Below are 26,242 nucleotides of genomic sequence, written 5' to 3'. Positions count from 1 at the left end.
AAACGATGATGGTTCTTTTCTCCAGGCTGGTCTCCAGGTCGGCGCTTGGTCCTGCGGCCGCTGTTTTCCTGGCGTTCGCCGTGCTGATGCCGGCTCAGGCCGCCGAAGGCATCGCGACTTTTGCCGACCGCTCGAGGATCGTGGCCATCGGCGGCTCGATCACCGAGATCGTCTACGCGCTCGGCGAACAGGATCGCCTTGTCGCGCGCGATTCGACCAGCCGCTATCCGCAAGCGGCGGCGGAACTGCCGGATGTCGGCTACATGCGCCAGCTGTCGCCGGAGGGTGTGCTGTCAGTCAATCCGTCGGGTATATTGGCCCTGCACGGAAGCGGACCGAAGGAAGCCGTCGACGTGCTGAAGAAATCGAGCATCCCGTTCATCGAGGTGCCCGAGCGCTATGATAATCAAGGCATTCTGGAAAAGATCCACATCGTCGGCAAGGCGCTCGGCGTCGAGGCCAAGGCCGATGCGCTGGCAGCCCAGATCGACGCCAAGCTGAAGGCTGCCGAAAAGCAGACCGCCTCGATCAAGGAGCGCAAGCGCATCCTGTTCGTGCTGTCGATGCAGGGCGGCAAGCTGCTTGCCGCCGGCAGCGACACCGCAGCCGACGGCATCATCAAGCTTGCGGGCGGCATCAACGCCATCGACGGCTTTGCCGGCTACAAGCAATTGTCGGACGAGGCAGTCATCACCGCCAGGCCTGACGTGATCCTGATGATGAACAATGCCGGGCCGGCCACCGCGGATGACGAATTGTTTTCGAACCCTGCCGTGGCTCCGACGCCGGCGGGTGTCGCCCGCAAGCTGATCCGCATGGACGGCGGCTATCTGCTCGGCTTCGGTCCGCGCACGGCCGACGCTATCCATGATCTCGCCGTCTCGCTCTATGGCGGCCAGGTCACGGATTGAGCGCGATGGCGGATCATTCGATCGCTGATGCGGCGGGCATCATGGCGACGGCAGCCGAGGGTGACCGTTCGCGGCGCGCCCGCCTCGTCATCGTGCTGCTCTGCGTCGGGCTGGCTATCGCCGTGCTGTTGTCGCTGACCTCCGGCGCATCCGATGCCTCGGCCATCGGCGTCATGCACGACTGGCTGTTCGGCGCGTTGCCCGGCGACGCGGCATTGAGCGCCCGCGACCATGTGATCATCCATGACATCCGTCTGCCGCGCGTCATTCTGGGCGTACTGGTCGGCGCATCGCTTGCCGTCTCCGGTGCCGTCATGCAGGGGCTGTTCCGCAATCCGCTGGCCGACCCCGGCCTGATCGGCGTTTCGGCGGGATCGAGCCTCGGTGCGGTCGCCGTCATCGTGCTTGGCTCAACCATGCTGGCGCCGCTGACCTCGGCGCTCGGCACGCTGGCTCTGCCGCTGGCTGCGTTCTGCGGCGGGCTGGCGACGACATTGCTGCTCTATCAGGTCGCGACACGGCAAGGCCGGACCTCGGTCGCCACCATGCTGCTCGCCGGCATCGCGCTGGCGGCGCTTGCCATGGCGCTGACCGGCATCCTGATCTTCATGGCCGACGACCGGCAATTGCGCGACCTGACCTTCTGGCAGCTCGGCTCGCTGGGCGGCGCAACCTGGCAAAAAATCGGCTCCGTCGGGCCGATCATCGTGCTGGCGCTGACGGCAATGCCGTTCCTGGCGCGCGGCCTCAACGCGCTGGCGCTTGGCGAGGCCACGGCCGGCCATCTCGGCATTCCGGTGCAGCGGCTGAAATACACCGCGATCGTCGGCGTCTCGGCAGCGGTCGGCGCGTCGGTCGCCGTCAGCGGCGGCATCGGTTTTGTCGGCATCGTCGTGCCGCATTTGCTGCGCCTGCTGATCGGCCCCGACAACCGTTACCTGCTGCCGGCATCGGCGCTGCTCGGCGCCGCGCTGCTGCTGTTGGCCGACGCCGTTGCCCGTACCATCGTCGCCCCTGCGGAATTGCCGATCGGCATCGTCACCGCGGTCGCCGGTGCCCCGTTCTTCCTGTGGATCCTGCTGCGCAAGCGCGGCGTCATCGACCTGTGAAAGTTTGCCTATGATCGAAGCGCGCGATGTCTCGGTGGCGATCGGCGGCAAGCGCATTGTCGCCAATGTCGATTTCGAGGCGCGGCCGGGCGAAATCGCGGCCATTGTCGGCCCCAACGGTTCGGGCAAGACGACCTTCCTCAGAGCACTGTGCGGCGATCTTGGCTATTCGGGAGAGGTCACCATCAACGGCCGCAATCTATCGGCGATGAAGCCGGTCGAGGCGGCGACGGTGCGCGCGGTGCTGCCGCAGGCGACGACGCTGTCCTTCCCGTTCACTGTGCGTGAGATCGTCAGGCTAGGCCTGGTCGGCGGGCGTTCCGGCGCGCTGCCCGGCGAGGACCAGCGCCTGCCCGAACGCGCGCTGGCGCGCGTCGACCTCGACGGCTTTGCCGGCCGCTTCTACCAGGAGCTGTCCGGCGGCGAGCAGCAGCGCGTGCAGCTTGCCCGCGTGCTCTGCCAGGTCTGGGCGCCGGTGCTCGACGGCAAGCCGCGCTATTTGTTCCTCGACGAGCCGGTGTCCAGCCTCGACATCAAACACCAGCTGATCATCATGGACATCGCGCGTGATTTCGCCAGACGCGGCGGCGGCGTGGTCGCCATCCTGCACGACCTCAATTTGACGGCGATGTATGCCGACCGGATTTTCGTCATGCATCGCGGCAGGCTCGCCGCTACAGGTTCGCCGCAACAGGTGCTCAGCGACGAGCTGATCGAAATGGTCTTCGATTGCCGGCTGAAGGTCGGTGTGTTGCCGGCAGGAAACATGCCGTTCGTATTGCCGCAATCGGCAGCTTAGGCAATCAGAGAAATCAGGCGGCCGGCGCCCGTTGCACCAGCATGTCGATGCCGAGCAGGTGTCGCACATTCGGGCGCGCCGCCACCAGATCGGCGATCGTGTAGCGCGACAGCACGGCGAAGAAGGCGTTGAGCGCCTCGCGCAATGCCGAATTCAAGGCGCAGCTGTCGACCAGCGGGCATTCGGCGGCGTCGTTCTCGAAGCACTCGGCCATGGCAAAGCTTTCCTCCGTCACCCGCACGACATCGAACAGGCTGATCGTTTCGGCCGCGCGGCCGAGCCTGACGCCGCCATTCCTGCCGCGCACCGTTTCGATCAGGCCGTTTTCGACCAGTGGCTGCAGGATCTTGAACAGAAAAAGTTCCGATACCGAATAGGCGGCGGCGATCTCGGGGATGCGGCTCAGCCGTTCGGTATTGGCGGCGCAATACATCAGAATGCGCATGGCGTAGTTGGTCTGACGGGTAAGCCGCATTGTGTCCTCACATAACAGTGGTTGGCGTCAATATGGCCTATAGTTTGGAACAATTCCAGACTGGCGCTGCATAATAGATGAATTCCGGCGTCAAGTTTGCGTGCGCGATTGCGCGCACCGGGATCTGCGGCGCGCTTTCTGAGGGAAGCGACACTAGATAAGTTCACATAATCGATCAGGAGCGGCCCACCATGTCACGACCAGCCCCGGTTCTTGCATCCGTCGCGTTCGCCCGGTTCGACACCGACGCCGATGCCAAGCTTTCGGCGCTCAGGCGCACCAAGTTCGCTGCCACCGCAGCACTTGCGTTTTGCGTGCTGATCTTTGCGGCGGCGAAATCGTTCGAGAGCCGGCATGCGTGGTTGGGCTTTGTTGCCGCTTTCGCCGAGGCGGCGACGATCGGCGGGCTGGCCGACTGGTATGCGGTGGTAGCGCTGTTTCGGCGGCCACTCGGCCTGCCGATCCCGCATACGGCTATCATCCCGGAGAACCAGAACCGAATCGCCGACAATCTCGGCCGCTTCATCGAGGTCAATTTCCTGGCGCCGGAGCCGGTGCGCGAAAAGCTCGCCGAAGTCGATTTTTCCGCGCTGGTCGCGGACTGGCTGGCCGACCCGAACCGCGCCGCCGACCTGTCGCGTTTTGTCGGCCGGCTGGTGCCGCAGACGCTGGCGGCGGTCGAGCAATCCGGACTGCGCGGCTTCGTCACCAGCCGTATGCTGGAGCAGATCGAAAAGGTGCCGCTGGCGCCGCTCGCCGCCGAGCTGCTGTCGGCGCTGACTGACGATCGCCGCCACCAGAAATTATTCGACGAGTTCACCAAGGTGGTCGGCCGCTTCTTGAGCGACGAGCAGGCGCTGGCGACGATGCGCGAGAAGATCCGCGAGGAACTGCCATCGCTGTTCAACCTGTTTCGCGCCGACGCCTATCTGTTGAAGAAGATCGTTGCGTCGGCCGGCTCGCTGCTCGATGAAGTGCGCGCCGATCCGCACCATTCAATGCGCGCCGAATTCGACCTTTTCGTCGCGACTTTCGTCGAGCGGCTGAGGACATCCAAACAATATGCCAGGCGCGCCGAAAAGCTGAAGCGAGATTTCCTCACCCGGCCGGAACTCAGCGCTCTGGCCGGCGACATGTGGGAGAGCCTGCGGCTGTTCATCGAGCAGGACGCCAAGGCGCCGAATTCGATGATCCGCGACCATCTCGCCACCATGTTCGTCGAGGTCGGCCGCCATCTTGCCGATGACGCGCAGATCAGGGCCGACATGAACCAGGGGTTCATCGTGGCGCTGGCATCCTTCGTCGAAAGCCAGAAGAGCGGCGTGTCCAAATTCATCGCCGACCAGGTCAAGCGCTGGGACCTCGCGCAACTGACAAGGCTGATCGAGATGAACATCGGCAAGGACCTGCAATATATCCGCTTCAACGGCATGATCATCGGTGGCCTTGCCGGGCTCGTGCTCTACACCGCCGAACGGCTGTTTCTCGTCGGCTGACCTCGTCTGAATGGACCGCTGAGCTTCGCTGCACTATCTTCCGTGCAGTGGCGGCGTTCACGGCAACAGGGGAGAGTACCAGCATGGCAAAACGACCGGATTCCGAGTCCTTTATCGACATGTTCGGCAAGTTCGGCCGCGACCTGAAGCTGCCGAATGTCGATGTCGAGGCGATCCTCGCCCACCACGCCAAGAACCTGGAAGCGCTGGAGAAGTCGGCCAGGGCGAGTGCCGCCGGAGCTTCGGCGCTGTTGTCCAGGCAACGCGAGATGCTACAGGACACGCTGCGCGAAATCACCGACATGGCACAAAACTACAGGGCGCCCGGCAATCCCCAGGAAATGATGCAGAAGCAGGCGGCGTTCGCCAGGAGATCCTTCGAGACCGCGCTGAAGAATGCCGGCGAGATGGCCGAACTGGCGAGGGCGTCCGGCACCGAATCCATCGAAATCCTGCGCAGCCGCATCAAGGAGGCGATGGAGGAGATCCGCGCCGGCCACGACAAGAAATAAGCTGTTCCCCAGCAGCACGCTTGCCGGCGGCGAAGACTGGCGGTTCGCGGCCGAAGATTATGGGCTGGAATCGCACTGGCGAATTGACAGGGGCGGCCCGTCGTGGTCCGGAACAGGCAAGCGATCGGGAAAGCAGGAATGACGCAGATACGGCCCACGACGCCGCCGACCTTCGAGCAACTCAGGGCGATGGCCGGGCAGGAATTAGGCGTCTCGGACTGGACGCTGGTCGATCAGCACCGCATCGACCAGTTTGCCGAATGCACGGGCGATCATCAATGGATCCATGTCGATCCCGAGCGGGCGAAGCGGCAAAGCCCGTTTCGCACCACGATCGCGCATGGCTATCTGACCCTGTCGATCATCGGCGCGCTGGCGCTTGAGATGGGCATCGTACCCGAAAACACGCAGGCCGCTTTCAACTACGGTTTCGACAAAGTGCGTTTCGTGGCGCCAGTCAGGGTCGGCTCGCGAATCAGGCTGCGCACCACGCTGTTGTCGATGGAAGACAAAGGCCCGGGGCAATATCTGATGAAGGCTTTCAATACGGTCGAGATCGAAGGCGAGCAGAGGCCGGCGCTGACCGCCGAGACGCTCGTCATGCTTTACGCACGCCGCAAGCGGGCCGGCACCTGAGAGACCGTTTGGAAACTCTACTCTGGCGGCCATCTGATCGCGTTTTCTGCGCTTCCGGCCTTCGCCGGCCGAAGCACTGATCAGCGGTCGTGGCAGTTAAGGCTACGGCCGGCGTAGGCCGGTGCTCACGGACCTAAATGTCCGCTGCGCTCCGGTTCTCGAAACCACCACCATATGACTCGCCAGAGCGAATTTCGAAACAGTCTCCGAGGACACGGGCTCAGACAGGCGTGCGGCGGTGCAAATCAGCGCGACATCGCCTGTTCAAGCGCCCTGAAAATCCGGTCGTCTCCGGACTGGGCGACGTTGAAGCGCATGAAACGGCTGGCCGACCGAGACAGGCTGAACGCATTGCCGGGCGCAAGCACGACGTTGGCCGACAAAGCGTGACGGGCGACATCCGCGGCATCTATCCCCTCCGGCAGCCTGCACCACAAAAACATGCCGGCCGGCTGATCTATCCATGGCACGATGCCGATGGCCTTCAGGCGGGCGCTGGTTTCTTCCACGGCGCGCGAGAGCCGCGCGCGCAGCAGATCGACGTGCTTGCGATAGAGGCCGTCCTTCAGCAGCGTCAGCACCAGTTCGGATGCAAGCCGCCCGCTGCCAAAGGACGTGGCGATCTTGAGATCGGTCAATCCTTCCATCCAGTCGCGAAGAGCGGCGATGAAGCCGCAGCGCACCGATGCCGAAAGCGTCTTGGAGAAGCTTCCGATATGGATGACCCGGCTGAGACCGTCGAAGGCCGCCAGCCGGGGCGCGGGCGTATGTTCGAAATCGGCGAAGATATCGTCCTCGATAATCGTCAGCCCCGACTGGTCGGCGAGCTTCAGCAGCCGATGGGCGGCGACGGGCGACAATATCGCGCCGGTCGGATTGTGGAGCGCGGAATTGGTGATGTAGAGGCGCGGCCGGTGCTCGTTCAGCGCTTGCGCGAACAGCTCGATGTCCGGCCCCGAGCGTGTGTAGGGAACGCTGATCACCTTGGCCCGATGGGCGCGCAACAGGGCATGGAAGTTGAAATAGCAGGGATCGTCGACCAACACGGTGTCACCCGGTTCGAGCAGAAACCTACACAGCAGGTCGATCGCCTGGGTGCCCGATTCCGTCAGCATGATCTGGTCCGGGGAGGCTTCGATACCGTGCTCGGCCATGCGCCGCGCCAGCAGATGGCGCAGCGCCGGCAAGCCGAGCGGCGTGCCGTAATCCGTCAGCGCGGCATCGTCGGCGCGGGCCATGGTCCGCAGTGCCCGGCGCAATCCAGCCTCGGGCATCCATGCCGCCGGCAACCAGCCGCAACCGGGTTTGAGCACATTGTCGCCAGCTTCCAGCGATTGGCGCGAGACCCACAGCGGGTCGACAGCACGGTCAAGCCTGGGGCCGATCTCGGCCAGTGACAGCGGAGCCAGCGATCCGGCGGCATAGAAACCCGAGCCCGGCCGCGAGCGGATCATGCCTTCCGCCGCAAGACGCTCATAGGCTTCGACCACGGTGGATTTGGAAACCTGCATGGCCTTGGCGAAAGCCCGGATCGAAGGCAGCCGCATTCCCGGTGTCAGGCTGCGCGCGGCGATCCTGTGCCTGATCGTCGCCATGACGATTTCGACAAGCGTCCGGCTGCCCTCATCTGTTGTCGTCTGCTCGTCCATCCGTACTGCTCAGCCTACCATTACGGTTTTGTCGAACTGTACCTCATTGTCTCTGGCGGAGCCATACGCCCGGCCCGATAGAGGGCGAAACGAGCGGGGCATCGATGGACAAGGCGGTGAGTGGTGGGGCGGCGAGTAGCTGGGCGGCGAGCGGCTGGGTCAACGGGTTCATAGGCGTGCTGATCTTCAGCGGTTCGCTTCCGGCGACGCGCGTGGCGGTGATGGATTTCGATCCGGTGTTCGTGACGGTCGCCCGTGCGGCTTCGGCGGGCATTCTCGGCCTCGCGCTGCTGCTCGTTTTTCGCCAGAAGCGACCGGAGCGGCAAGATCTGTTCTCGCTGGCGATCGTCGCGCTTGGCGTCGTGGTCGGCTTTCCCCTGCTGACGGCGCTGGCGCTCAAGCACATCAATTCGGCTCACTCGATCATTTTCGTCGGCCTGTTGCCGTTGGCGACCGCGATCTTCGGCGTGGTTCGAGGCGGTGATCGCCCGAAACCGGCGTTCTGGCTGTTCTCGTGTCTCGGCAGCGCCCTTGTTGCCGGTTTTGCAGTGACGCATGGCCTCTCGGTCTCGCCGCTCGGCGACATCTTGATGCTGGCCGCCATCATCGTGTGCGGATTGGGCTATGCCGAAGGAGCGGCGCTGTCGCGCAAGCTCGGCGGCTGGCAGGTGATCTCGTGGGCGCTGGTGCTGTCGCTGCCGGTCATGCTGGCGCTGACGTTCATCACCATGCCGCCGTCGCTCGAAAGTGCCGGCAGGGGCGCGTGGATAGGTTTGGCGTATGTGTCGCTGTTCAGCATGCTGATCGGTTTCGTGTTCTGGTATCGCGGCCTGGCGCAAGGCGGCATCGCCGCGGTCGGGCAGCTGCAACTGCTGCAGCCTTTCTTCGGCCTTGGGCTGGCGGCAGCGCTGCTGCATGAGCAGGTCAGTCCCGCCATGATCGCCGTCACCGCCGCCGTCGTGCTTTGCGTCGTCGGCGCCAAGAGATATGCGAGATAGGTGCGCCGGCGCAGTCTTGAACTCGATACAATCGCGTCCAGTTGATACCAAGAGCTGCCGACCTGGCGGAACGGCGTCTCCGAGGCGCCGAATCGGCCAGCGTGGCGCAAGGCGCGAAGTGGGCCTTGCGCGGCGTGGAGAAAAAGGGGCAATTTTGGTGCCTGGGATCCAGAAGATACGCTTGTCCTCGGGTGGCGAGGTGGCCGTCCGGACGGCTGGTGATGCTTCCGAACCCGCGCTCGTGCTGCTGCACGGCTTTCCTAGCTCGTCGCGGACGTTTCGCGACGTGATCGCGCCGCTCTCCGGCAGCGTCTATGTCGTGGCGCCGGACCTGCCGGGCTTCGGCGCATCCGATCTGCCGCCCGAGCCGTCGTTCGACATGCTGGCCAGCGCGATTGAAGAGCTGCTCTCGCGTCTCAACGTTGGCCGCAGGTTTCTCTATTTGCATGATTTCGGAGCCCCGGTAGCGCTTCATCTCGCCATGCGCGCCCCGGAACTCGTCGAAGGCCTTGTCGTCCAGAATGCCAATGCCCACCGCTCCGGCTTTGGTTCGCAATGGGCAGACACATTGGACTTCTGGGCTGAGCCGAATGCGGCGAATGAGCAGGCCGCCACCGCCCATCTCACCCTCGAGGGAACCCGCGACCAGTACGTCGCCGGCCTGCCAGCCGAGATCGCGGCGCAGATCGATCCAGGTGGTTGGATTGAAGACTGGCGGGTCATGTGCCTGCCGGGACGACTTGATCTGCAGAAGGCGCTCATTGCCGACTACGGCCGATATGTCGACCGGTTCGCGGCGGTGGCTGATTATCTGGCGAAGCGTCAACCCCGAGCGATGCTTCTTTGGGGTCGCCACGATGCCTTCTTCGACATTGCAGAGGTTCAATCGTGGCTTATGGATCTTCCCCGGATGGAGGCCCACGTCTTCGACGCAGGCCATTTCCTTCTGGAGACGCATGCGCTCAGGGCTGCTGAACTGATGCTGGAGTTCGTCGCTGGCGGCTCAGCTAAGCGCGCTGGCCGCGGCGACCAGAAATAATCGCAATGATCAAAGCCGCCACCACCAGGGCCGTCGCGACCTGGAAAGTGACCTGCATGCCGCGTGCGGCTGCCGCAGATGCCAATACCTGCCGACCGGTGCCTTCGCCTCCGCCAGCCGATGCGAAGGCAAACACCGCGCCCATCACCGACGCACCGGTGATCAGGCCGAGATTGCGCGACAGATTGAGCAGGCCGGAGACGACGCCGCGCTGGTCGGACGCGACGCCGGTCATCACGGCTGAATTGTTGGCGGTCTGAAACAGGCTGTAGCCGGTGCAGACGATGATGATTGGCACGACATAGCCGGCAATACCGAATTCCGCCTGCGACAGAATGAAGATACCAATGGCGAGATCGAGCAGGCCGACGATCATCATCCGGTGCGCCCCGAAACGATCGACCAGGCGTCCGGCCGGCAGCGCCGCCAAGGCCGTAACCAGAGGGCCGGCCGACAGAACCAGCCCGACCGTGGCTGCGTCCAGCCCAAGCGCGCGCGACAGATAGAATGGCGCGACCACCAGCGTCGCCATCATCACGGTGGCGACGACCAGGCTCATGGCGAGGCTTGCGTTCAAGGCGCTATCGCGGAACCTCGCAGGCTGGATCAAAGGGTTCTCGGCGCTTGTCTGCGCAATGACGAACAGCAGGCCACCCACGGCAGCGGCAATCAGCAAGCCGACATTGAGAGAACCAAAACTGCCGCGCCCAAGGGTCATGGCGAGCGCATAGGCGGCTAGCGTCAGCGCGAGCAAAGCCGTGCCGATGCCGTCGAAACCGCGGCGATCCGGTTCCGCTGACTTTTTTCCAGCCGGCAGGACGCGACGGGCGAGCGCGAAGGCCAGCGCCCCCAACGGCAGATTGATGAGGAAGATCGCTCGCCAGCCGAGACCGGCGATCAGCAGTCCGCCAAGCGAGGGGCCAAGCGTGGTGCCGATCGCGGACATGGCGCCGAGCAGGCCCATGGCGCTGCCGGTTTTTTCCCGGGGAACCGTGTCGGCGATAAAGGTCAGCGTCAGAGCCATCATGACGGCCGCGCCGAGCCCCTGTGCCGCCCTTGCGGCAATCAGCAGCCAGAGCGTCGGCGCGAGCCCGCAAAGCACCGATGCGAAGGTGAACAGGCCAATGCCGCCGAGCAATAGCGGGCGGCGGCCGAATATATCGGCGAGTCGCCCGGCGCTGACGATCAAGGTGGTGATGGCGAGCAGATAGGCAAGAACGACCCATTGCACGAGCTGGAACGATGCGCCGAATGCCTGCATCAGCGATGGCAGCCCGACGCTGGCGATGCTGGTGGCGAGCGACGACAGCAGCGTTGAAAGCGACAGGCTGGCCAACGCCCATCGGGCCGAGCGGACGCTCACCGGGGCCGTTTCATTCCCGATCTTTTCAGCCCCGGCCTTTTCAGCCCAGCTCTTTTCAGACCAAGTCTTTTCAGCGGTCGATGCCACGGTGAACTCCTCTGCCGGCAAGCCCCCAAAATCGGAGCTGTCGGAAGCTATTCCTCTGCTTGATGTGGCGGAAGGCGCAGTATTTGCATCTTATTCGTGCATGAAACGCCACGTCACCGCTGAGCTGTGTTATGGTCCTTCCATGTCGTCACCCGATCTCAATCTGCTTGTCGCCCTCGATGTGCTGCTGAGCGAGGGCAGCGTCGCCCGTGCTGCCGCGCGGCTGCACCTCAGTCCGTCGGCGATGAGCCGGGCGCTGGCGCGGCTGCGCCAAGCGACAGGCGATCCATTGCTGGTCCGGGCCGGCCGTGGCCTGGTTGCGACACCGCGCGCGCAGGAATTGCAGCAGCAGGCAGGCCGCGTCGTGCAGGAAGCTGAAGCGCTCCTGCGCCCGGCCACCTTGCTCGACCTCTCATGCCTCGACAGCGTTTTTACGCTGCGCGCCAATGAAAGCTTCGTCGAGGAGTTCGCGCCGCGTCTCGTCGCCCGTATCGAAGCGGATGCGTCTGGCGTGCAGCTGCGTTTTGCGCCGAAATCCGACAAGAACGACATGTCGCTGCGCGACGCAGGGATTGATCTCGAAATCGGGGTTGCCGGTGAAACGAGCCCTGAAATGCGTATTCAGGCGCTGTTTCGCGACCGCTTCATCGGTGCGGTGCGAATGGGCCATGAGCTGAGCGAGGGTCCGGTGACGCCGGCCCGCTATGCGGCCGGCCGCCACATCAGCGTTTCGCGGCGTGGTCGCGAAAAAGGCCCGATCGACGAGGCCTTGAAACTGCTGGGTCTCCAGCGGACGATTGTGTGCATGGTTTCCAGCTTCTCGGCCACGCTCGCCATGGCGCGCGCCTCCGATTTGATCGCCAGCGTCCCCGAGCGGCACACGCTAGGCGCGCGCACGGGCATGTTCAGCTTTCCGTTGCCGGTCGACGTTGCCGAGGTCACGATCTCGATGCTCTGGCATCCGCGGCTCGACGCCGATCCGGCGCAACGCTGGTTACGCGCCTGCGTGCGGGAAGTCTGCGCCTTTCTCCGCTAATCCAGAGTCGGGTCGCTGATCTAGAATCGGGTCACCACGCCGATGCCGATGCCTTCGAAGCCGCCCATAGCCATCAATGCGGCCGGCGCTTCCTCGAGGCTGATCTTCTTGCCGACCAGCAGTTCGGGCTTAAGCTTGCCGGTGCGGATCATCTCCATCATCGCCTGATAGCGGAAAGCCTGCATGCCGTGGCTGCCGCGGATCTCGAGCTCGAAGGCGATCACCTTGTCCATCGGTATCTGCGGCCTGGCATGCTCGCCGAGCATCAGGCCGACCTGCACATGGCGGCCGCGCCGGCGCAGGTTCGCGATCGAGTTGAACGACGTCGTCGGATGGCCGAGCGCGTCCATCGACATATGCGCGCCGCCATTGGTGATCTGCTTGACTGCCTTGACCACGTTCGGCGTCTTTGCCGCGTTGATCGTCGCCACCGCGCCGATCGTTTTGGCGAAGTCCAGCTTCTCGTCGGTCAGGTCGATGGCAACGACATTGGCGCCCATGGCGCTGGCGATCATGATCGCCGACAGGCCGACGCCGCCGCAGCCATGCACGGCCACCCATTCGCCGGGCGTCACCCGGCCCTGGTCGACGATGGCGCGGAACGAGGTGACGAAGCGGCAGCCGAGGCTGGCGGCGGTGGCGAATTCCATCTCGTCGGGCAAGCGCACGAGATTGGTGTCGGCGTGGTCGATGGCGACATATTCGGCGAACGAGCCCCAAGCGGTGAAGCCGGGCTGGAACTGGTGCTCGCAGACCTGGTGGTTGCCCGAGGTGCATTCGGAGCAGCGGCCGCAGCCGACGGCGAACGGCACGGTGACGCGCTCGCCGGTCTTCCAGCGGGTCACCTGGCTGCCTGTGGAGACCACGACGCCTGCCAGCTCGTGGCCCGGCACATGCGGCAGGCGGATGCCGTCGTCGTGGCCCATCCAGCCATGCCAATCGCTGCGGCAAAGGCCAGTCGCCTCGACCTTGATGAGGACGCCTTCCGGCGAAGGCGTCGGATCCGGCACGGTCTGGATCGTCGGCGCCTCGCCGAATTTTTCGAAGACGACGGCTTTCATCGGCAGTTCCTCATCACTTCATGCAATTTGCGGTCTACTCGGCATCGATCTGGTTCTCCGGCGCCGCCTTCTGGAACGCCGGCAGCGCCATGCAGGCGGCGTTGATGCGCGCGATCGTCGGGTAGGGCGTCATATCGACGCCGAAACGGGCATTGCTGGTGACCTGTGCGACCAGGCAGATATCGGCTAGCCCCGGCGTGTCGCCATGGCAAAAGGTCTTTGTCTCGGGCGAGGAAGCCAGAATCTTTTCAAGCGGCTGGAAACCTTCGTTCACCCAATGCCGGAACCAGTTGGCGACGTCCTGGTCGCCGGCGCCGAACAGCGTGCGCAACGAGGTCAGCACGCGCAGATTGTTCACCGGATGGATGTCGCAGGCGATCATCTGCGCCAGCATCCTGACGCGGGCGCGGCCAGGCGCATCCTTGGGCAGCAATGGCGGCTCGGGCGTGGTCTCGTCGAGATATTCGATGATCGCCAGTGATTGCGTCAGCAGCGTGCCGTCGCCCAGGATCAGAGCCGGCACCAGACCTTGCGGATTGACCGCGAGATAGGCGGGTTCGAGATGCTCGCCGTGGCGCAGATGATGCGGCACGTATTCGTAGGCGAGGCCCTTCATCTCCAGCGCGATCCGCACCCGGTAAGACGTCGAGGAGCGGTAGTAATTGTGAAGGACGATGTCGCTCATCGGATCACGGGCCCGGTTGGCCGATGGTCAGCTCGATTTCGCCGATGCCGTCGACGCCGCCGGTGATCTTTTCGCCCGGCCCGACCGCGCCGACGCCGGCCGGCGTGCCGGTGAAGATCAGGTCGCCGGGCTTAAGTTCTACCGCCTCGCTGCAAATCGAGACGATGTCGGGAACCGGCCAGATCAGTTCGGCGAGGTCGCCGTCCTGCCTGATCTTGCCGTTGACGGCGAGCCAGATACGGCCCTTTTCGGGATGGCCGGATGTTTGTGCCGGAACCAGCGGGCCGCAGGGCGCCGAACGGTCGAAGGCTTTCGACCAGTCCCACGGTCGTGCCGCCTTCTTCGCCTCGTCCTGAAGGTCGCGGCGGGTCAGGTCGACACCGACGCCGTAGCCCCAGACATGGTTCAGCGCCCGCTCGCGCCGGATGCGGAAGCCGGCTCCGCCGATCGCGACGACTAGCTCGATTTCGTGATGCAGGTTTTGGGTCAGCGGCGGGTAGGGGATGATCGTGCCCGAACCGACCGCCGCATCGACCACTGCGTCGCCTGGCTTGGTGAAGAAGAAGGGCGGGTCGCGCTCATCATTGCCGAGCTCGCGGGCATGGGCGGCGTAGTTGCGGCCGACGCAGAAGATGCGACGCACCGCAAAACGCTGCGGCGAGCCGGCGACGGCCACCGACGGGGTTGCGCGCAGGGGGAGGGCGAAGTCTGTCATGCACTGTCTCTGCTTCAGTGAATCTGTCGCCGGCACATTCGGCCGATTTGGATCACCGGGCAAGGCATTGCATTTCAGACGAGCTACGCCCCGCCGCGCGGCGCGGCCTGAATTTAGTCGCTCGTGTCCTCGTCCGTGCCCTGGCGGGCGGGCTCGGAGAGCCTTGCGTCCGAAACCAACCACTCAGCCACGATCAGCCCGTGAGGCGCGCACGAAACAACGTGGAGCCGTCCGTCAGGCGCGACCTGGAGATATCCCGGAATCCAGCCTCGGTCATCCATGCGCGATACTGACCTTCAGTGTACGATTCGCCGTGGCGATAGAGGTTCAAGAAGGTGAGATTCAGAAAGACACCCTCAGGCGGGCCGAGGCGGTCGTCATCGACGACACCCCACCCCGCAATTGCGATCTCGCCTCCGGGTGTGAGGCAACGCGCCGCGTTCAGGATCGAACTGCGCGCCTGGTCCGGCGGAAGGACCTGGACGACGGCCTTCAGGATCGCCAGGTCGTGCCGACCGATCGATGGTGCGACAGTTATGTCCCCCTCTTCGACAACCACGTCGTCGGCACGGTATTCTGACAGGATATCTGGCGCGACCGCTGCCACCGTTGGGAGTTCCATCAGCGTCGCCGCAATCTGCGGCCGCCGCTCGCGAAGTCCGACGAGAATGGTCCCGGAGCCCCCGCCGATGTCGATCACCGAACCGATCGCAGAGAGGTCCATCTCCCGGGCCAGATGTCGGCCGAAAATCACCCCGCCCGGTGCGAGCAGGCGGCTGAAGGCCGCCGCGGCCTCGGGCCCCGCTTCGGAAAAGTCGTGCAGCGCAGCCGGCCGGTTCTGTCGCAGCGACTCTGCGGTCAGCAGGTCGGCTCCCCAGAGCTCGCGCAGGAGCGCATGATCGCCGCCGCGGTAGGTCGGTTTGGACGCGTCGAGGAAGGCCGACGCTTCGGCTCCATTGCGAAATTGACCATCCTTGACTTCGAGGAGACCGATGCTGGCGAGCGCGTAGAGGAGCCGCGACAGACGATCGGGCTCGACTTTGAGCGCGGCCCCAAGGCTGTCGGCAGTCACCGCGCTGCCGCCGAGCCGGGTGAAGATGCCGAGGTCCAGCCCGGCGCGAAGCGCCAAGGCGGGGGGCACCGCTGCGATCAGGTTGTCGATCCGATCAGAATCCACCATGCCACATTCCCTTCCGCGATCCAGAACCGACTTTGAGCTCAACTTGCTGGTTACACCGCATATGTGACACTTCCGTTCGGCATGTCCGTCCACCAGTTTGGTGACAGACCCTCTCTTTATCGAAGGAGAAACACAAGGCCTTCCACCGGCGCCGGCGACAATGGCCTCTTCCGTTCGAAGGAGATCGAGGCGGCGCTCGCCGGAAGCTTCGTGGCCTCGGCACTGGCCGGCGTTAAAGTCGCGGCGGATAATTTGATGAGCGACATGAATGGTCGGCCGACTACCGCGCCAGTCTCGTGGCTGCCGCCAACGCCTGAGACCACCGACCTTCGGTTTTGGGGAAGGGGCCTTAACGGCCCTTTTCTGTCCGTCCCGTACTTCGGGCGTGTCGTTATCTCGCACTTGCACAAAGTTCTGGTGCGCTGCAATATAGCTGGATGAATGCGGCCTCCAGCCCGCCTTTCGCAGAAGGGACCGGCATGACGGACATCTCCGCGGCGCGTCTTGTCGTGTCCAGGCCTGTCGCCGATAGCTCGGCAAGAACCAGGCTTGCCTATCTCGACGGCTGGCGTGGCCTGTCGATCGCGCTGGTGCTGATCGGCCATTTCTTCCCCGTTCCCGGCATCAATCTCGGCGTCCTGGGCGTCGAATTCTTCTTCGTGCTCAGCGGCCGGCTGATGGCCGAGATCCTGTTCGTCGAACACTATCCGCTGAAGAAATTCTTCAAGCGCCGGTTCTCCCGCATCTACCCGGCACTGATGGTTTTCGTCGTCGCCGCGGTGGTTGCCTTGTCCGGCACATTCATCGCCTTCAAGTGGAAGGCGGCGCTGACGGCGCTGACGTTCACTTACAACTACGCCGGAATTCTCGTCACCCGCGCCGGCGCGCTCGACCATATCTGGTCGCTCTGCGTCGAAGAGCACGCCTATGTCATCCTGGCGCTGATCGGCGTCGTCGTCTCGGGGCAGTCCCGGGTCATCGTGCTGCTCGGCGCATTGTCGGTGCTGGCCATGGCAAACGGCGCCATCTCCTACTGGGTGCTCGGAATAGGCTACGAGTCCACCTATTGGCGCACCGACGTGCACATCGCCTCGATCCTGCTGTCAGCGGTGATATGCCTGCTCAAGGCCGACGACAGGCTGCCGGCGCTGCTCAAGGGCCCACATGTCGCCCTGGCGGCCGCTGTCGTGGCGGTTTTAGTGTTCATGGCTGCCGTGCCAACCCCGATCCACTATCTGGTCGCGGTGCCGCTGTTGGCCCTCGCCGTCAACTCGCTCGACTTCAGCAGTTGGTACCTGACCGGGTTTCTATCCTCCCGGCCGATGACGATGCTGGGGCTGTGGTCGTATTCGCTCTATCTTTGGCAGCAGCCCTTTTATCAATTCGTCGACATACAAGGCAGTTCGCCGTGGCTGATGTTGGCGGCGGCGTTCGCTTGCGCTCTGTGCAGCTACTACATCGTCGAAAAGCCGACCCGCTCCTGGCTGAACCGCAATTGGTAGGGCGAGGCGGCTGCCGTTCAGCCGGCGATCCGTCTTAGATAATACCGCACGGCTTTCTTGCCGCCGTGGATTACCGCGTCGCCCACTTCCATGAAGCCGAGTGCCGCGTGGAAGGCGTCCGAAGCCGGATTGGGTGGCTCGGCATTGACCTCGCAAGTGACGATCGCCTGGCCGGCGCGTGACGCCTGCTCGAACAGATCCTCGTACAGCCGGCGGGCATGACCCCGGCCGCGCGCATTGGCGCCGACCACGACGCGATCGACATAGACGAAGCGCGGATAGCGCTCGCGAAACCACAGGAAATTCGGGCTGTCGTAGCTTGCGTCCTGGTCGAAGGTCATGATGAAGGCTTCGAGTGCACCGATACGGCGCGCGTAAAACGCTTCGCCAAGCAGGAAGGAAAGGCGCTCAGGTTCGAGCCATGATAATTCCGCAGCGTGCTCGTTGTTGAGCGCGAGGATTGCGGGCTCATCCCGCGGCAAAACCAGCTCGATCGGCAATCGCGTTTCAATCATTTTCTTTCTTCTGTCTTCCAGGATCATGCCCGGGCAGCGGCGATGGTCGCCGCCACCAGTACCTCGTCGGTCACGGTGTTGCGGTATTCGCGGTCGAGGTCGGTGCCGCCCATACCGACTTTCGGGTTGCGATAGCGCATGGCGCTCGGCACGTCCTTGAGCGCGGCGAAGTGCATTTCGCTCACCCCGGTTTTCCTCCGCACCTCGGCAATGTTCTGCGGGTCAAGCCCGCCGCAGCCGAGGATGATGATGCGGTCGCCAGCCTGCCTGACCAGATCGGCGAGCAGGTCCGCGCCCTCCAGCGCCGTGTCGCGCTGGCCGCTGGTCAGCACACGGCCGACCTTGCAGCGGATCAGCGATTCCAGTGCCTCGGTCGGGTCGCGGGTCATGTCGAAGGCGCGGTGGCAGGTGACGTTCAAGCTCCCCGCTGCCTGCGCCAGTTCGCTCATGCGCTGCTCATCGATCGTGCCGTCGGCAGCGAGGCAGCCGATAACGACACCGGCGACGCCAAGCTCGGCAAGCGCTCGGACATCGGCGAGCATCGAACGATATTCGGCCTCGCTATAGAGAAAATCGCCGCCACGCGGCCGCACGATGACGTGGAACGGGATCGTCGCTAATTCAAGCGCCGTGCGCACGGTGCCGAAGCTCGGCGTGATGCCGCCCTCGACCAGGCTGGCACAGAGCTCGACACGGTCGGCACCGGCGGCTTGCGCGGCCAGCAGGCCGTCTATGCCTTCGACGCAGATCTCGATCAGCGGCAGGCGAGGGCGTTCGGTCTCGGTCATGGGCGATCCGTTGATGATTTCAGCTGGCCAGCGGTAGCATCGGGCACGGTGCCTTGAAAGCCGGAAGTGTGGGCTCAATGTGCTTGCGGGCGCGCCTGCCATTCCGCCGCTTGACACATTCATAACTTAAGCGTTATACGTAACTCATAGCTGATGGGTTATTGGTTCTCATGGAGAGCGCGTTGTTGAATAGCCCAGCCAAACCGCAAACAACGGGTCCCAAGTCATGACTGAAGCAACCACAATCGAAACCAAATCCATTGTCGTCGAGCGTCTGATCCCGCATGCGGCTGAAAAGATATGGCGCGCACTGACCGTGCCGCATCTGGTTGCCGAATGGCTGATGGAGAACGACTTTGCGCCTGAGCAAGGCCATCGCTTTACCTTTCGCGCGACGCCGGTGCCTGGCTGGTCCGGCGTGACGAACTGCGAGGTGCTGAAGATCGAGCCGCCACGCCTGCTCGCCTACAGCTGGGGCGACGGCACCGAATCCGACAGCGGTCTGAAGACCGTGGTGACATGGTCGTTGACGCCCGAAGGTAAAGCGACGCGGGTGCGCATGGAGCATTCCGGGTTCCGGTCCGAGGACGAGCGCGGCTACATCGGCATGGGAAGCGGTTGGCCGCGCATTCTCGAGCGGCTTGAGCGGGTGACTGCCTGGCAAAGCTGAATATCCCGGCGCTCGCCTTGCCGCAACGCGGCGGCCGGCGAACTGACAGAACCAAGAAATATCGAGACCCCGGATGTTCGTCGTCCGGGCTTGAGAAAACACGCCCGAAGGAGACCACTATGCAAGCACGATTGAAAAACCCGGTGATGCTCATTCCTGGCGCTCTGCAGGCGCTGCTCGCGCTGGACAAGTCGACGGAAACGGCCGATCTGTCCTATGTGACGCGCAAGCTCGTCCATTTGCGCGCCAGCCAGATCAACGGATGCAGTGTCTGTATCGATATGCATGCACGCGAATTGAAGAAGGCCGGTGAAAAGGATGAGCGCGTCTTCACCGTGTCGGCCTGGCGGGAAACACCTTACTTCACCGACGCCGAGCGCGCCGCGCTGGCGCTGACCGAGGCGGCGACCCGGTTAGCCGACCGGCCAGACCCGGTGCCGGATGCGGTCTGGGATGAAGCCGCCCGGCACTATGACGAAAAGGCGCTTGCCGCACTGGTCGTCCAGATTGCCCTGATCAATGCGTTCAACCGTCTCAACGCAACCACCAGACAGATGGTCGGCGCCTGGGGCTGAACGGGGCCGGGTTCTCGCAAAGCCACATCAGATCCGCAGCTTGTGAGAATTCGCGCGCACGAAGTCGATGAAGGCCCGCAGCTTCGGCGGTACCAGGCGGCGGCTGGGATAATAGAGGTGGAGCGGCTCGTAAGCGGGACAGAAAGGCTCCAGCACCTTGACCAGCGCGCCTGAGGCAAGAAGCGGCGCGGCGAGCCCCTCGACCGCGAAGGCGAGGCCAAGCCCTTGCGCGGCAGCAGTAATGCACAGCGGAAGCGTGTTCACGACCAGACATGCGTCCGGTGTGAAAGCGACTTCGCGTTCATCCACGGTGAACTCCCAGGGCGAGATCGCGCGGGTGCGGGTGAGGGCGAATGCGATGCAGCGATGGGCGGCGAGGTCGGCCGGCCGCTTCGGCGTGCCGTTGCGCGCCAGATAGTCCGGGCTGCCCACCACGACCATCTGCAGGGGCCCGCCCAGGCGCGCGCCGATCATATCTTTCTCGAGAAGCTCGCCGATGCGCAGGCCGGCATCGAACCCCTCGGCGGCGATGTCGACGAAGCTGTCGTCGAAGATCAGATTGAGCCGCACTTCTGGATAAGCATCCATGAACGGCCGCATCAGTGGCTCGATCAGCAGCGGGGCGGCGATCCAGGGCAGGCTGAGGCGCAGCGTGCCGGCAGGACGATCGCGGGTCTCGCGCAGCGCCGCACCAGCCGCCCGGATATCTTCGGCTGCCGGACGCACATGGTCGAGGTATTGGGCGCCAGCTTCGGTCAAGCCAACGCTGCGGGTCGTCCGGTTGAGCAGCCGCACCCCCAGGCGCTCCTCGAGCCCCTTGACCGCCTCGCTCAACGAGGCCGGAGCGACGCCGAGCTTGGCGGCGGCGCGGGTGAAGCTTTTGGCCTCGGCAACCTTGACGAAGGCGACGATGCCGCTGAATTGGTCGAGGCGCATTGTAAGGATTTTCCAAATAGCCCTGTCGAACTCTACTGGTTTTTTCGGCGAACAAAAGGCGTCATGTTGGGTCCGACGAACGGGCCTCGGTGTTGAGAACGGCTCGAATGGGCAAGGAGACAGGACCGATGACAAGGCTCGCTTTACTCGCCGCCGGCACTCTTCTGGCGGTGTCTGCCGCCCCGGCGCACAGCGGGCCACTGGAAGACCGCAATATCCAGCTCATCAAAGACTATTACGCAGCTTACGCGACCGGCAATCCCGAGGCCGTGCGGCCCTTCCTCGCGCCCGACATCGTGTGGCGCATTCCCGGTCATCATCCGCTCGCCGGCGACAAGCGCGGGCCGGACGAGGTGGTCGCCTTCTTCCGCGGCCTGGCCGATGGCAAGTTCAGGGCCGAGCCGATCTTCTTCCAGGCGCAAGGCGACGTCGTTGTCGACGTCCATCGCGGCTGGTCGAATGTCGGCTCAGGTCCCGAGATCGACCAGTTCTACGCGCTGATGTTCCGCATCAAGGACGGCAAGATCGCCGAGGCACAGAATTTTTTGACCGACATGTACCAGTCGGACGCTTTCTACTGGGCGCATTACCCGCTGAAGCCACTGCCCGGCCGACTGGCTGGCGAGCGCTGAGACGGCGGTCTTTCTCGCAACGCGCCGCGCTTCTCATTCCAAGCCAAAGGAGACTTGCGATGCTTAAAACCCTGACCCTTGCCGTAGCAACCACCGCCGCGCTCGCCGCCTCCAATGCCGTCGCCGCACCGCGCGTCGAGCGCGTCACATTCTCCTCGCATGGTGAGCAGCTTGTCGGCGAGCTCTATCTGCCAGAGGATCTGGACGCGGCAAAACCTCGGCCGGCGCTGGTCGTGACCGGCGCCTGGATGACGGTGAAGGAACAGATGCCGGCCCGCTACGCCCGCGAGATGGCCGATCGTGGCTTCGTCGCCTTGACCTTCGATTTTCGCGGCTGGGGCGAAAGCGGCGGCGTGCGCCGCCAGTACGAGGATCCTAACGCCAAGATCGCCGACATCGAAGCGGCGGTCGCCTATCTCGCGACCCGGCCCGAAGCCGATCAGGACCGCATCGGCGGGCTCGGCATTTGCGCCAGCTCCGGCTATATGGTCACCGCTGCGGCCGAAAACGCCGCGATCAAGTCGGTCGCCCTCGTTGCACCCTGGTTGCAGGATGCCGAAGTGGTCGAGCAGGCCTATGGCGGCAAGGAAGGCGTCGCCAGGCTCGAAGCCACGAGCGATGCGGCCGAGGCCGAGTATCGCCGCACCGGCAGACAGGCGTTACTGCCGGCCGCCAGCCTGAGCGACGAGCGCGCGATCATGTTCAAGATGCCCTATTACACCGAGCCCGATCGCGGCATGATTCCGGCCTGGCGCAACGAGGCCGATCCGGCGTTCTGGCGCGGCTGGCTGAGGTTCGATGCGATCCAGGCGGCTCCGCGCCTGCACCAGCCTTTTCTGATGGTGCACAGCGAGGCTGCTGCCATTCCGAGTGGTGCGCACAAATTCTACGCGCGGCTGACCAGCTCCAAGCAGGAGCTGTGGCTCGACAACGTCACCCAGTTCGATTTCTACGATCGTGCCGCGCCGGTGAAGGCGGCGAGCGATGCCGTCGCCGCGCACTTCCGCGCAACGCTGGGCGGTGCAGGGGAGGCGGGACAATGAGCCTCGTCACCCGCCGGTATGTCTTGGCCTCGGCGGTTTCAGCCGCGATGATTTCCGCCGTCTCGGCGCCCGCCTCGAGCGCTCCGGGAGATGCGCTGACGGTCGAAGACAGGATCGTGATCGCCGAGGCAGTTGCCTGGATCGGCCTCTATGCCGATCTGCGTGAATGGAACCGGGTCAAATCCTATTTCGCGGCCCGTGTCACGACCGACTATACCAGCCTCTTCGGCGGCGAGGTCACGACCAGCGGCCGCGACTCCCTGATCGCCCAATGGCAAGCGCTGCTGCCGGGCTTCGACGCCACCCAGCACCTCATCACCAACGTCATTGTCGAAGGCGCGGATAAGCATGCGGTTGCACGCAGCCATGTCCGCGCGACCCACTGGATCGGTTCCCGGTTCTGGACGGTCGGCGGCAGCTATCTACACCGGCTGGTGCGGACGTCGGAAGGTTGGCGCGTCAAGGCAATCTCCATCCGCCGCTTGTACGAAGAGGGAGATCGCGCCGTGCTGGCCGCCGCTGCCGACCGGGTGAAGGCGGAGGCCAAATGAGTGTTCGGATTTGCGCATGCCCGGTCGCGTGGCGAGGTTGCTCGGAGCAACGGCAACGTGAATATTGATCGAATGTCGGGGCAGGCTTGGCGCATGCGGCATTAGTACCGCCAACCGCGGAGACAGGACATGACCCTTTCACTGCAGGAGGTTTCGGATCGGCTTGAGATCGAACAGCTGCTTGCTCGCTATTGCTACGCTGTGGACGATCGCGACTGGGAAGCCTATCGGAAAATATTCACGCCCGACGCCGTGCTTGACGACACTGTAACAGGTGGAATCAGGAGCGGTGTGGATGAGCATGTTGCTTATATGAAAGGCGCCCTATTGAAGGTAGTGATCTCGCAGCACGCCATTTCGACAATCCTTCTTGATCTCCGAGGGGATGAGGCCAGCGCGCGCGTGCATTGTTCATGCCCGATGGTGGTCGACCTCGGCGAAGGCAAAAGGCAGGTCTTCTTCCAAGGGCTCTGGTATCGCGACCGCGTCATACGCACGTCCGAGGGCCGGCGCAGTCGAGGAAGGCTATTGGAATCACAATTTACCGGAGGGGTTCACGTTCTGACGTCTGTTACGCGCTGTGCTGGATCCGCCACGGACGCTGTTTTCAGACGTGGCAGCTACTGGCGCAACACGGTGTTCTTGGTGCCTTCTTCGACCTGGTCGATGACCAGCAGCTTGACCGGATCGGCGCCGACATTGGTGGCCTGATGCCACTGCCCGATCATCTCGATGATGAAATCACCTGATTTGTAGGTGTTGCTCTTGCCGGTTTCGACGTTGGTGACCTGAAGCGTGCCGGCCTCGACATAGGCGTAGCGCGGAAACGGATGCTTGTGGACCGGCAAGGTGGCCCCCGGCGCGATCTGATAGGCCGAGACCAGGACCTGCACGTCCTTCTGCGGCAGCGTGATCGGCTGGCCGGACGCCGTCTCGGTGCGAGAGGCAAGCGGGGTCACGACAACCGGGGTGCCGCTGGCGTCCAGCGCCTGGGCGTAATTTGCAAACAGAACCGCCGCGAGCAGCAGCGTCGATGCCAAGATTTTTCGCATGATTCCCCCCCGAACTGCGTCAGCATTGCGCAGCAAGCATTGGCGCGCAAGCTTGTCTGTTCAGGAGCGCCTATCCCGCTCTTCTAAACATGCCTGGCGTCATGCCATGCATAGCCCGGAAGGTACGGGAAAGATGGCTCTGGTCGGCGAAACCCGCCGCGATAGCGGCGTCGGCGAGGCCAAATCCCTGTTCGATCAGCGCGCTCGCCCGGCGCAATCGCCGGTCGCGGATGTAGGCCGCCGGCGTCAGGCCGATCGCCTTGTTGAAGTCGCGGATGACCTGGAACCGGGTCACGCCACCCGCACCGGCAAGCCGCTTGAGGTCGAGCTGCGAGCCGAGCTCGCTTTCGACAAGGTCGCGATAGAGCGAAAACCTCCGCTGCGATCCGGAGCTTTCGACCTCCTCGGCCTGTCCGCTCGAGTCGCCATGCCGAACGATCAGCCGTCGCAGCGCCACGAGCAGGGACGTCTCGGCCGTCATTATGTCCGGGGATATCGAGCCCTGGTGTGCTGCCATCAATGCTGCGGCGAGACTGCTGTCTTCGATCGTCGCGCGCGAAAACACCGGAGCGCCGTGCCAGCCGAGTTCGCGGGCAAGTGCGGTCATCAGCGGCACCGAGGGATAAAACGTCCGGTAGGCCCAGCCTTCGTCCGCCCCGCGTTCGCCGTCATGCCACTCCTCTGGATTGACGACGGCAATGGCGCCTGCCGGAGCAAGAACGCTTTGACGGCCGATGCGAATACGCTCGCAGCCGGAGGTAATCAGGGCGATCACATAGGTCGGGTGCGTGTGCAGGTCATAGCGGTGCTGGGTGAAGCGCGCCTCGAACAGGCCAAGGTCGGGGAAGCACGGATGGCGCCAGTATTTCCCGGTCTCTGCCGCTTGGTTTGTCTTTGCCATGGTCAATCCGGTTCAAGACGCTTTTCGTCGGGCCTTCTATGGCTGGCAGGACCAAACCGCGCCGCCTTTGCCGGCGTGAAAGGAGGCATCATGTTGCACAATGACCCCATCGCCGCGCTGACACCAGAGGTCATAGGCTGGCGGCACCATATCCATGCTAATCCGGAGCTCGGATTCAATGAATACGAAACGGCGCGTTTCGTTGCAGAGAAACTGCGCTCCTTCGGCGTTGATGAGGTGCATGAAGGGATCGGCGGCACCGGAGTCGTCGGTGTCCTGCGCAGCGGTGGCGGCACACGCGCCATCGGCCTTCGCGCCGAGCTCGACGCGCTTCCGGTGCTGGAGAAAACCGGCTTGGCCTATGCTTCGAGGCAAGAGGGCGTGATGCATGCCTGCGGGCATGACGGCCACACCGCCATGCTGCTCGGCGCCGCCAAACTGCTCAGTCAATCCTGCGCCTTCGATGGCGCCGTCACTTTCATCTTCCAACCGGCCGAGGAGAACGAAGGCGGCAGCATACGCATGATCGAGGACGGCCTGTTCAAGCGCTTTCCCGTCGAGGCGGTCTATGCGGTCCACAACTGGCCGGGCGTCAGGCTGGGGACGATCGCGGCCCGTGCTGGTGCGCAGATGGCGGCCGTCGACAATTTCGAGCTGACTTTCGAGGGTCTTGGCGCGCATGCCGCGATGCCGCAGCTCGGCGATGACCCGATCCTGGCAGCGGGCGCCTTCGTGCAAGCCGTCCAGCGCATCGTCAGCCGCTCGGTCGACCCGCAAAGCGCGCTTGTCGTCAGCCTCACGCAGATCCATGGTGGCAATGTCGGCAACATCGTGCCGGGCAAGGTCTGGCTGCAAGGCACCTGCCGCTTCTTCGAGCCCGGCCTTTCCAACCACTGCGAGACGCTGATTGGCGAGATCGCACAAGGCATCGCCGCCGCGCATTCGCTCAAGGCAAGGTTCGACTACCGGAAGGGCTATCCGCCACTGATCAACACCGCGGACGCGACGGCCCGCGCCGTCGAGGCGGCGGCATCCGTCGTCGGCCGGGAGAATGTCATGACCGAGTTCAGTCCCAGTCTCGGCTGCGAGGATTTCGCTTTCATGATCCGTGAGGCGAGCGGCTGCTATGCGTGGATCGGTGCCGGCGAGGTCGGCCCGGGCGAAGGCCTGCACGGCGACCGCTACGTCTTCAACGACGAGATCGTGCCGACGGTGATGCGCTACTACGTCAACCTCGTCGAGCAGACGCTTGCCGGCAAGTATCTGAGCTGAAATGAAGACGTCGGTCTGGGGGCCGCAGGTATTTCCCAAGTCTCGGCAAGCTTT

The 26,242-nt window shown here is 63.9% G+C and carries 29 protein-coding genes; 17 read left to right on the top strand and 12 right to left on the bottom strand.

The window, feature by feature from the left end:
* Positions 1-8: 8 nt before the first annotated feature.
* The 3 genes from NKH37_RS16020 to NKH37_RS16010 are packed head-to-tail and all read left to right on the top strand — an operon-like array spanning position 9 to position 2,819.
* Positions 9-911 carry a heme/hemin ABC transporter substrate-binding protein gene (locus NKH37_RS16020; protein ID WP_353005416.1) on the top strand — a complete coding sequence of 301 codons (903 nt, stop codon included), beginning with the start codon at positions 9-11 and terminating at the stop codon, positions 909-911.
* A 5-nt stretch (positions 912-916) separates the two neighbouring features.
* Complete coding sequence (locus NKH37_RS16015) at positions 917-2,020, top strand: FecCD family ABC transporter permease (protein ID WP_352495980.1); 1,104 nt, start codon at positions 917-919, stop codon at positions 2,018-2,020.
* A gap of 10 nt (positions 2,021-2,030) precedes the next feature.
* Positions 2,031-2,819 (top strand): heme ABC transporter ATP-binding protein, encoded by a 789-nt coding sequence (locus tag NKH37_RS16010; protein ID WP_353005415.1) that lies wholly within the window; start codon positions 2,031-2,033, stop codon positions 2,817-2,819.
* A 13-nt stretch (positions 2,820-2,832) separates the two neighbouring features.
* On the opposite strand, the gene rirA is transcribed toward NKH37_RS16010, so the two are convergent.
* Positions 2,833-3,294: an iron-responsive transcriptional regulator RirA gene (gene rirA, locus NKH37_RS16005; RefSeq protein WP_023720010.1), complete on the bottom strand. Its 462-nt coding sequence runs from the start codon at positions 3,292-3,294 to the stop codon at positions 2,833-2,835.
* Between the two features lie 191 nt (positions 3,295-3,485).
* Here rirA and NKH37_RS16000 point away from each other — a divergent pair, with 191 nt between their 5' ends.
* From NKH37_RS16000 to NKH37_RS15990, 3 genes are all read left to right on the top strand, one after another.
* Entirely contained in the window at positions 3,486-4,790 is a 1,305-nt protein-coding gene (locus tag NKH37_RS16000) for a DUF445 domain-containing protein (protein WP_353005414.1), read from the top strand.
* Positions 4,791-4,873: 83 nt separating this feature from the next.
* Positions 4,874-5,302, top strand: coding sequence for a phasin family protein (locus tag NKH37_RS15995; RefSeq protein WP_023720012.1), 429 nt, complete (start codon positions 4,874-4,876; stop codon positions 5,300-5,302).
* A gap of 138 nt (positions 5,303-5,440) precedes the next feature.
* Positions 5,441-5,938, top strand: coding sequence for a MaoC family dehydratase (locus NKH37_RS15990; RefSeq protein ID WP_353005413.1), 498 nt, complete (start codon positions 5,441-5,443; stop codon positions 5,936-5,938).
* Positions 5,939-6,183: 245 nt separating this feature from the next.
* On the opposite strand, the gene NKH37_RS15985 is transcribed toward NKH37_RS15990, so the two are convergent.
* The gene (locus NKH37_RS15985; protein WP_353041216.1) at positions 6,184-7,587 is read right to left on the bottom strand and encodes an aminotransferase-like domain-containing protein; all 1,404 of its coding nucleotides are present in this window, start codon (positions 7,585-7,587) and stop codon (positions 6,184-6,186) included.
* 104 nt (positions 7,588-7,691) lie between these two features.
* Here NKH37_RS15985 and NKH37_RS15980 point away from each other — a divergent pair, with 104 nt between their 5' ends.
* Together NKH37_RS15980 and NKH37_RS15975 are read left to right on the top strand one after the other, a co-directional pair.
* Positions 7,692-8,585, top strand: a complete 894-nt coding sequence (locus tag NKH37_RS15980) for a DMT family transporter (RefSeq protein WP_352643872.1) — start codon at positions 7,692-7,694, stop codon at positions 8,583-8,585.
* A 181-nt stretch (positions 8,586-8,766) separates the two neighbouring features.
* The gene (locus NKH37_RS15975) at positions 8,767-9,624 is read left to right on the top strand and encodes an alpha/beta fold hydrolase (RefSeq protein ID WP_023720016.1); all 858 of its coding nucleotides are present in this window, start codon (positions 8,767-8,769) and stop codon (positions 9,622-9,624) included.
* Here NKH37_RS15975 and NKH37_RS15970 read toward each other — a convergent pair.
* Positions 9,593-11,008, bottom strand: a complete 1,416-nt coding sequence (locus NKH37_RS15970; protein WP_353005463.1) for an MFS transporter — start codon at positions 11,006-11,008, stop codon at positions 9,593-9,595. The genes NKH37_RS15975 and NKH37_RS15970 overlap by 32 nt on opposite strands.
* 208 nt (positions 11,009-11,216) lie before the next feature.
* Between NKH37_RS15970 and NKH37_RS15965 the strand changes: the two genes are divergently transcribed.
* Positions 11,217-12,110 carry a LysR family transcriptional regulator gene (locus NKH37_RS15965; protein WP_023720017.1) on the top strand — a complete coding sequence of 298 codons (894 nt, stop codon included), beginning with the start codon at positions 11,217-11,219 and terminating at the stop codon, positions 12,108-12,110.
* A gap of 20 nt (positions 12,111-12,130) precedes the next feature.
* Here NKH37_RS15965 and NKH37_RS15960 read toward each other — a convergent pair whose 3' ends face one another.
* The 4 genes from NKH37_RS15960 to NKH37_RS15945 all read right to left on the bottom strand — a co-directional run bounded on the left by NKH37_RS15960 (position 12,131) and on the right by NKH37_RS15945 (position 15,751).
* Positions 12,131-13,171, bottom strand: a complete 1,041-nt coding sequence (locus NKH37_RS15960; protein ID WP_353041214.1) for a zinc-dependent alcohol dehydrogenase family protein — start codon at positions 13,169-13,171, stop codon at positions 12,131-12,133.
* A 34-nt stretch (positions 13,172-13,205) separates the two neighbouring features.
* Entirely contained in the window at positions 13,206-13,856 is a 651-nt protein-coding gene (gene maiA / locus NKH37_RS15955; RefSeq protein ID WP_352484220.1) for a maleylacetoacetate isomerase, read from the bottom strand.
* 4 nt (positions 13,857-13,860) lie between these two features.
* Complete coding sequence (locus NKH37_RS15950; protein ID WP_353005411.1) at positions 13,861-14,571, bottom strand: fumarylacetoacetate hydrolase family protein; 711 nt, start codon at positions 14,569-14,571, stop codon at positions 13,861-13,863.
* A 193-nt stretch (positions 14,572-14,764) separates the two neighbouring features.
* Positions 14,765-15,751 carry a methyltransferase gene (locus NKH37_RS15945; protein WP_353005409.1) on the bottom strand — a complete coding sequence of 329 codons (987 nt, stop codon included), beginning with the start codon at positions 15,749-15,751 and terminating at the stop codon, positions 14,765-14,767.
* 479 nt (positions 15,752-16,230) lie between these two features.
* On the opposite strand from NKH37_RS15945, the gene NKH37_RS15935 reads away from it, so the two are divergent.
* The gene (locus NKH37_RS15935) at positions 16,231-17,253 is read left to right on the top strand and encodes an acyltransferase family protein (RefSeq protein WP_023720021.1); all 1,023 of its coding nucleotides are present in this window, start codon (positions 16,231-16,233) and stop codon (positions 17,251-17,253) included.
* 17 nt (positions 17,254-17,270) lie between these two features.
* On the opposite strand, the gene NKH37_RS15930 is transcribed toward NKH37_RS15935, so the two are convergent.
* The gene (locus tag NKH37_RS15930; RefSeq protein ID WP_023720022.1) at positions 17,271-17,768 is read right to left on the bottom strand and encodes a GNAT family N-acetyltransferase; all 498 of its coding nucleotides are present in this window, start codon (positions 17,766-17,768) and stop codon (positions 17,271-17,273) included.
* Positions 17,769-17,791: 23 nt separating this feature from the next.
* Positions 17,792-18,556 carry a copper homeostasis protein CutC gene (locus NKH37_RS15925; protein WP_023720023.1) on the bottom strand — a complete coding sequence of 255 codons (765 nt, stop codon included), beginning with the start codon at positions 18,554-18,556 and terminating at the stop codon, positions 17,792-17,794.
* 226 nt (positions 18,557-18,782) lie between these two features.
* Here NKH37_RS15925 and NKH37_RS15920 point away from each other — a divergent pair, with 226 nt between their 5' ends.
* Complete coding sequence (locus tag NKH37_RS15920; RefSeq protein ID WP_023720024.1) at positions 18,783-19,226, top strand: SRPBCC family protein; 444 nt, start codon at positions 18,783-18,785, stop codon at positions 19,224-19,226.
* A 119-nt stretch (positions 19,227-19,345) separates the two neighbouring features.
* The gene (locus NKH37_RS15915; RefSeq protein WP_023720025.1) at positions 19,346-19,801 is read left to right on the top strand and encodes a carboxymuconolactone decarboxylase family protein; all 456 of its coding nucleotides are present in this window, start codon (positions 19,346-19,348) and stop codon (positions 19,799-19,801) included.
* Positions 19,802-19,828: 27 nt separating this feature from the next.
* On the opposite strand, the gene NKH37_RS15910 is transcribed toward NKH37_RS15915, so the two are convergent.
* A complete protein-coding gene (locus NKH37_RS15910) occupies positions 19,829-20,737 on the bottom strand; it encodes a LysR family transcriptional regulator (protein ID WP_352586907.1) in 909 nt (302 codons plus the stop codon).
* Between the two features lie 128 nt (positions 20,738-20,865).
* Between NKH37_RS15910 and NKH37_RS15905 the strand changes: the two genes are divergently transcribed.
* The 4 genes from NKH37_RS15905 (at position 20,866) to NKH37_RS15890 (ending at position 23,674) form a co-directional block, all read left to right on the top strand.
* Positions 20,866-21,369 carry a nuclear transport factor 2 family protein gene (locus NKH37_RS15905; RefSeq protein WP_352495404.1) on the top strand — a complete coding sequence of 168 codons (504 nt, stop codon included), beginning with the start codon at positions 20,866-20,868 and terminating at the stop codon, positions 21,367-21,369.
* Positions 21,370-21,428: 59 nt separating this feature from the next.
* Positions 21,429-22,412 (top strand): alpha/beta hydrolase, encoded by a 984-nt coding sequence (locus NKH37_RS15900; protein WP_353005408.1) that lies wholly within the window; start codon positions 21,429-21,431, stop codon positions 22,410-22,412.
* On the top strand, positions 22,409-22,963 hold the full coding sequence (locus tag NKH37_RS15895) for a nuclear transport factor 2 family protein (protein ID WP_353005407.1): 555 nt from the start codon (positions 22,409-22,411) through the stop codon (positions 22,961-22,963). Before NKH37_RS15900 ends, NKH37_RS15895 begins: the two co-directional genes overlap by 4 nt.
* Positions 22,964-23,092: 129 nt before the next feature.
* On the top strand, positions 23,093-23,674 hold the full coding sequence (locus NKH37_RS15890) for a nuclear transport factor 2 family protein (RefSeq protein WP_353041212.1): 582 nt from the start codon (positions 23,093-23,095) through the stop codon (positions 23,672-23,674).
* Here the strand turns inward: NKH37_RS15890 and NKH37_RS15885 are convergent.
* Together NKH37_RS15885 and NKH37_RS15880 are read right to left on the bottom strand one after the other, a co-directional pair.
* The gene (locus tag NKH37_RS15885; RefSeq protein ID WP_353041210.1) at positions 23,584-24,015 is read right to left on the bottom strand and encodes a cupin domain-containing protein; all 432 of its coding nucleotides are present in this window, start codon (positions 24,013-24,015) and stop codon (positions 23,584-23,586) included. The two genes, NKH37_RS15890 and NKH37_RS15885, sit on opposite strands and share 91 nt — an antisense overlap.
* 70 nt (positions 24,016-24,085) lie before the next feature.
* Positions 24,086-24,916 (bottom strand): AraC family transcriptional regulator, encoded by an 831-nt coding sequence (locus NKH37_RS15880; protein ID WP_353005404.1) that lies wholly within the window; start codon positions 24,914-24,916, stop codon positions 24,086-24,088.
* Positions 24,917-25,006: 90 nt separating this feature from the next.
* Between NKH37_RS15880 and NKH37_RS15875 the strand changes: the two genes are divergently transcribed.
* Positions 25,007-26,188: an amidohydrolase gene (locus tag NKH37_RS15875; protein ID WP_353005403.1), complete on the top strand. Its 1,182-nt coding sequence runs from the start codon at positions 25,007-25,009 to the stop codon at positions 26,186-26,188.
* Positions 26,189-26,242: the final 54 nt, after the last annotated feature.

This window comes from Mesorhizobium sp. M1217, from assembly GCF_040318275.1.
Lineage (GTDB): Bacteria > Pseudomonadota > Alphaproteobacteria > Rhizobiales > Rhizobiaceae > Mesorhizobium.
Note: the sequence above shows the minus strand (reverse complement) of the source record. Positions and strands in the feature narration are given on the sequence as shown.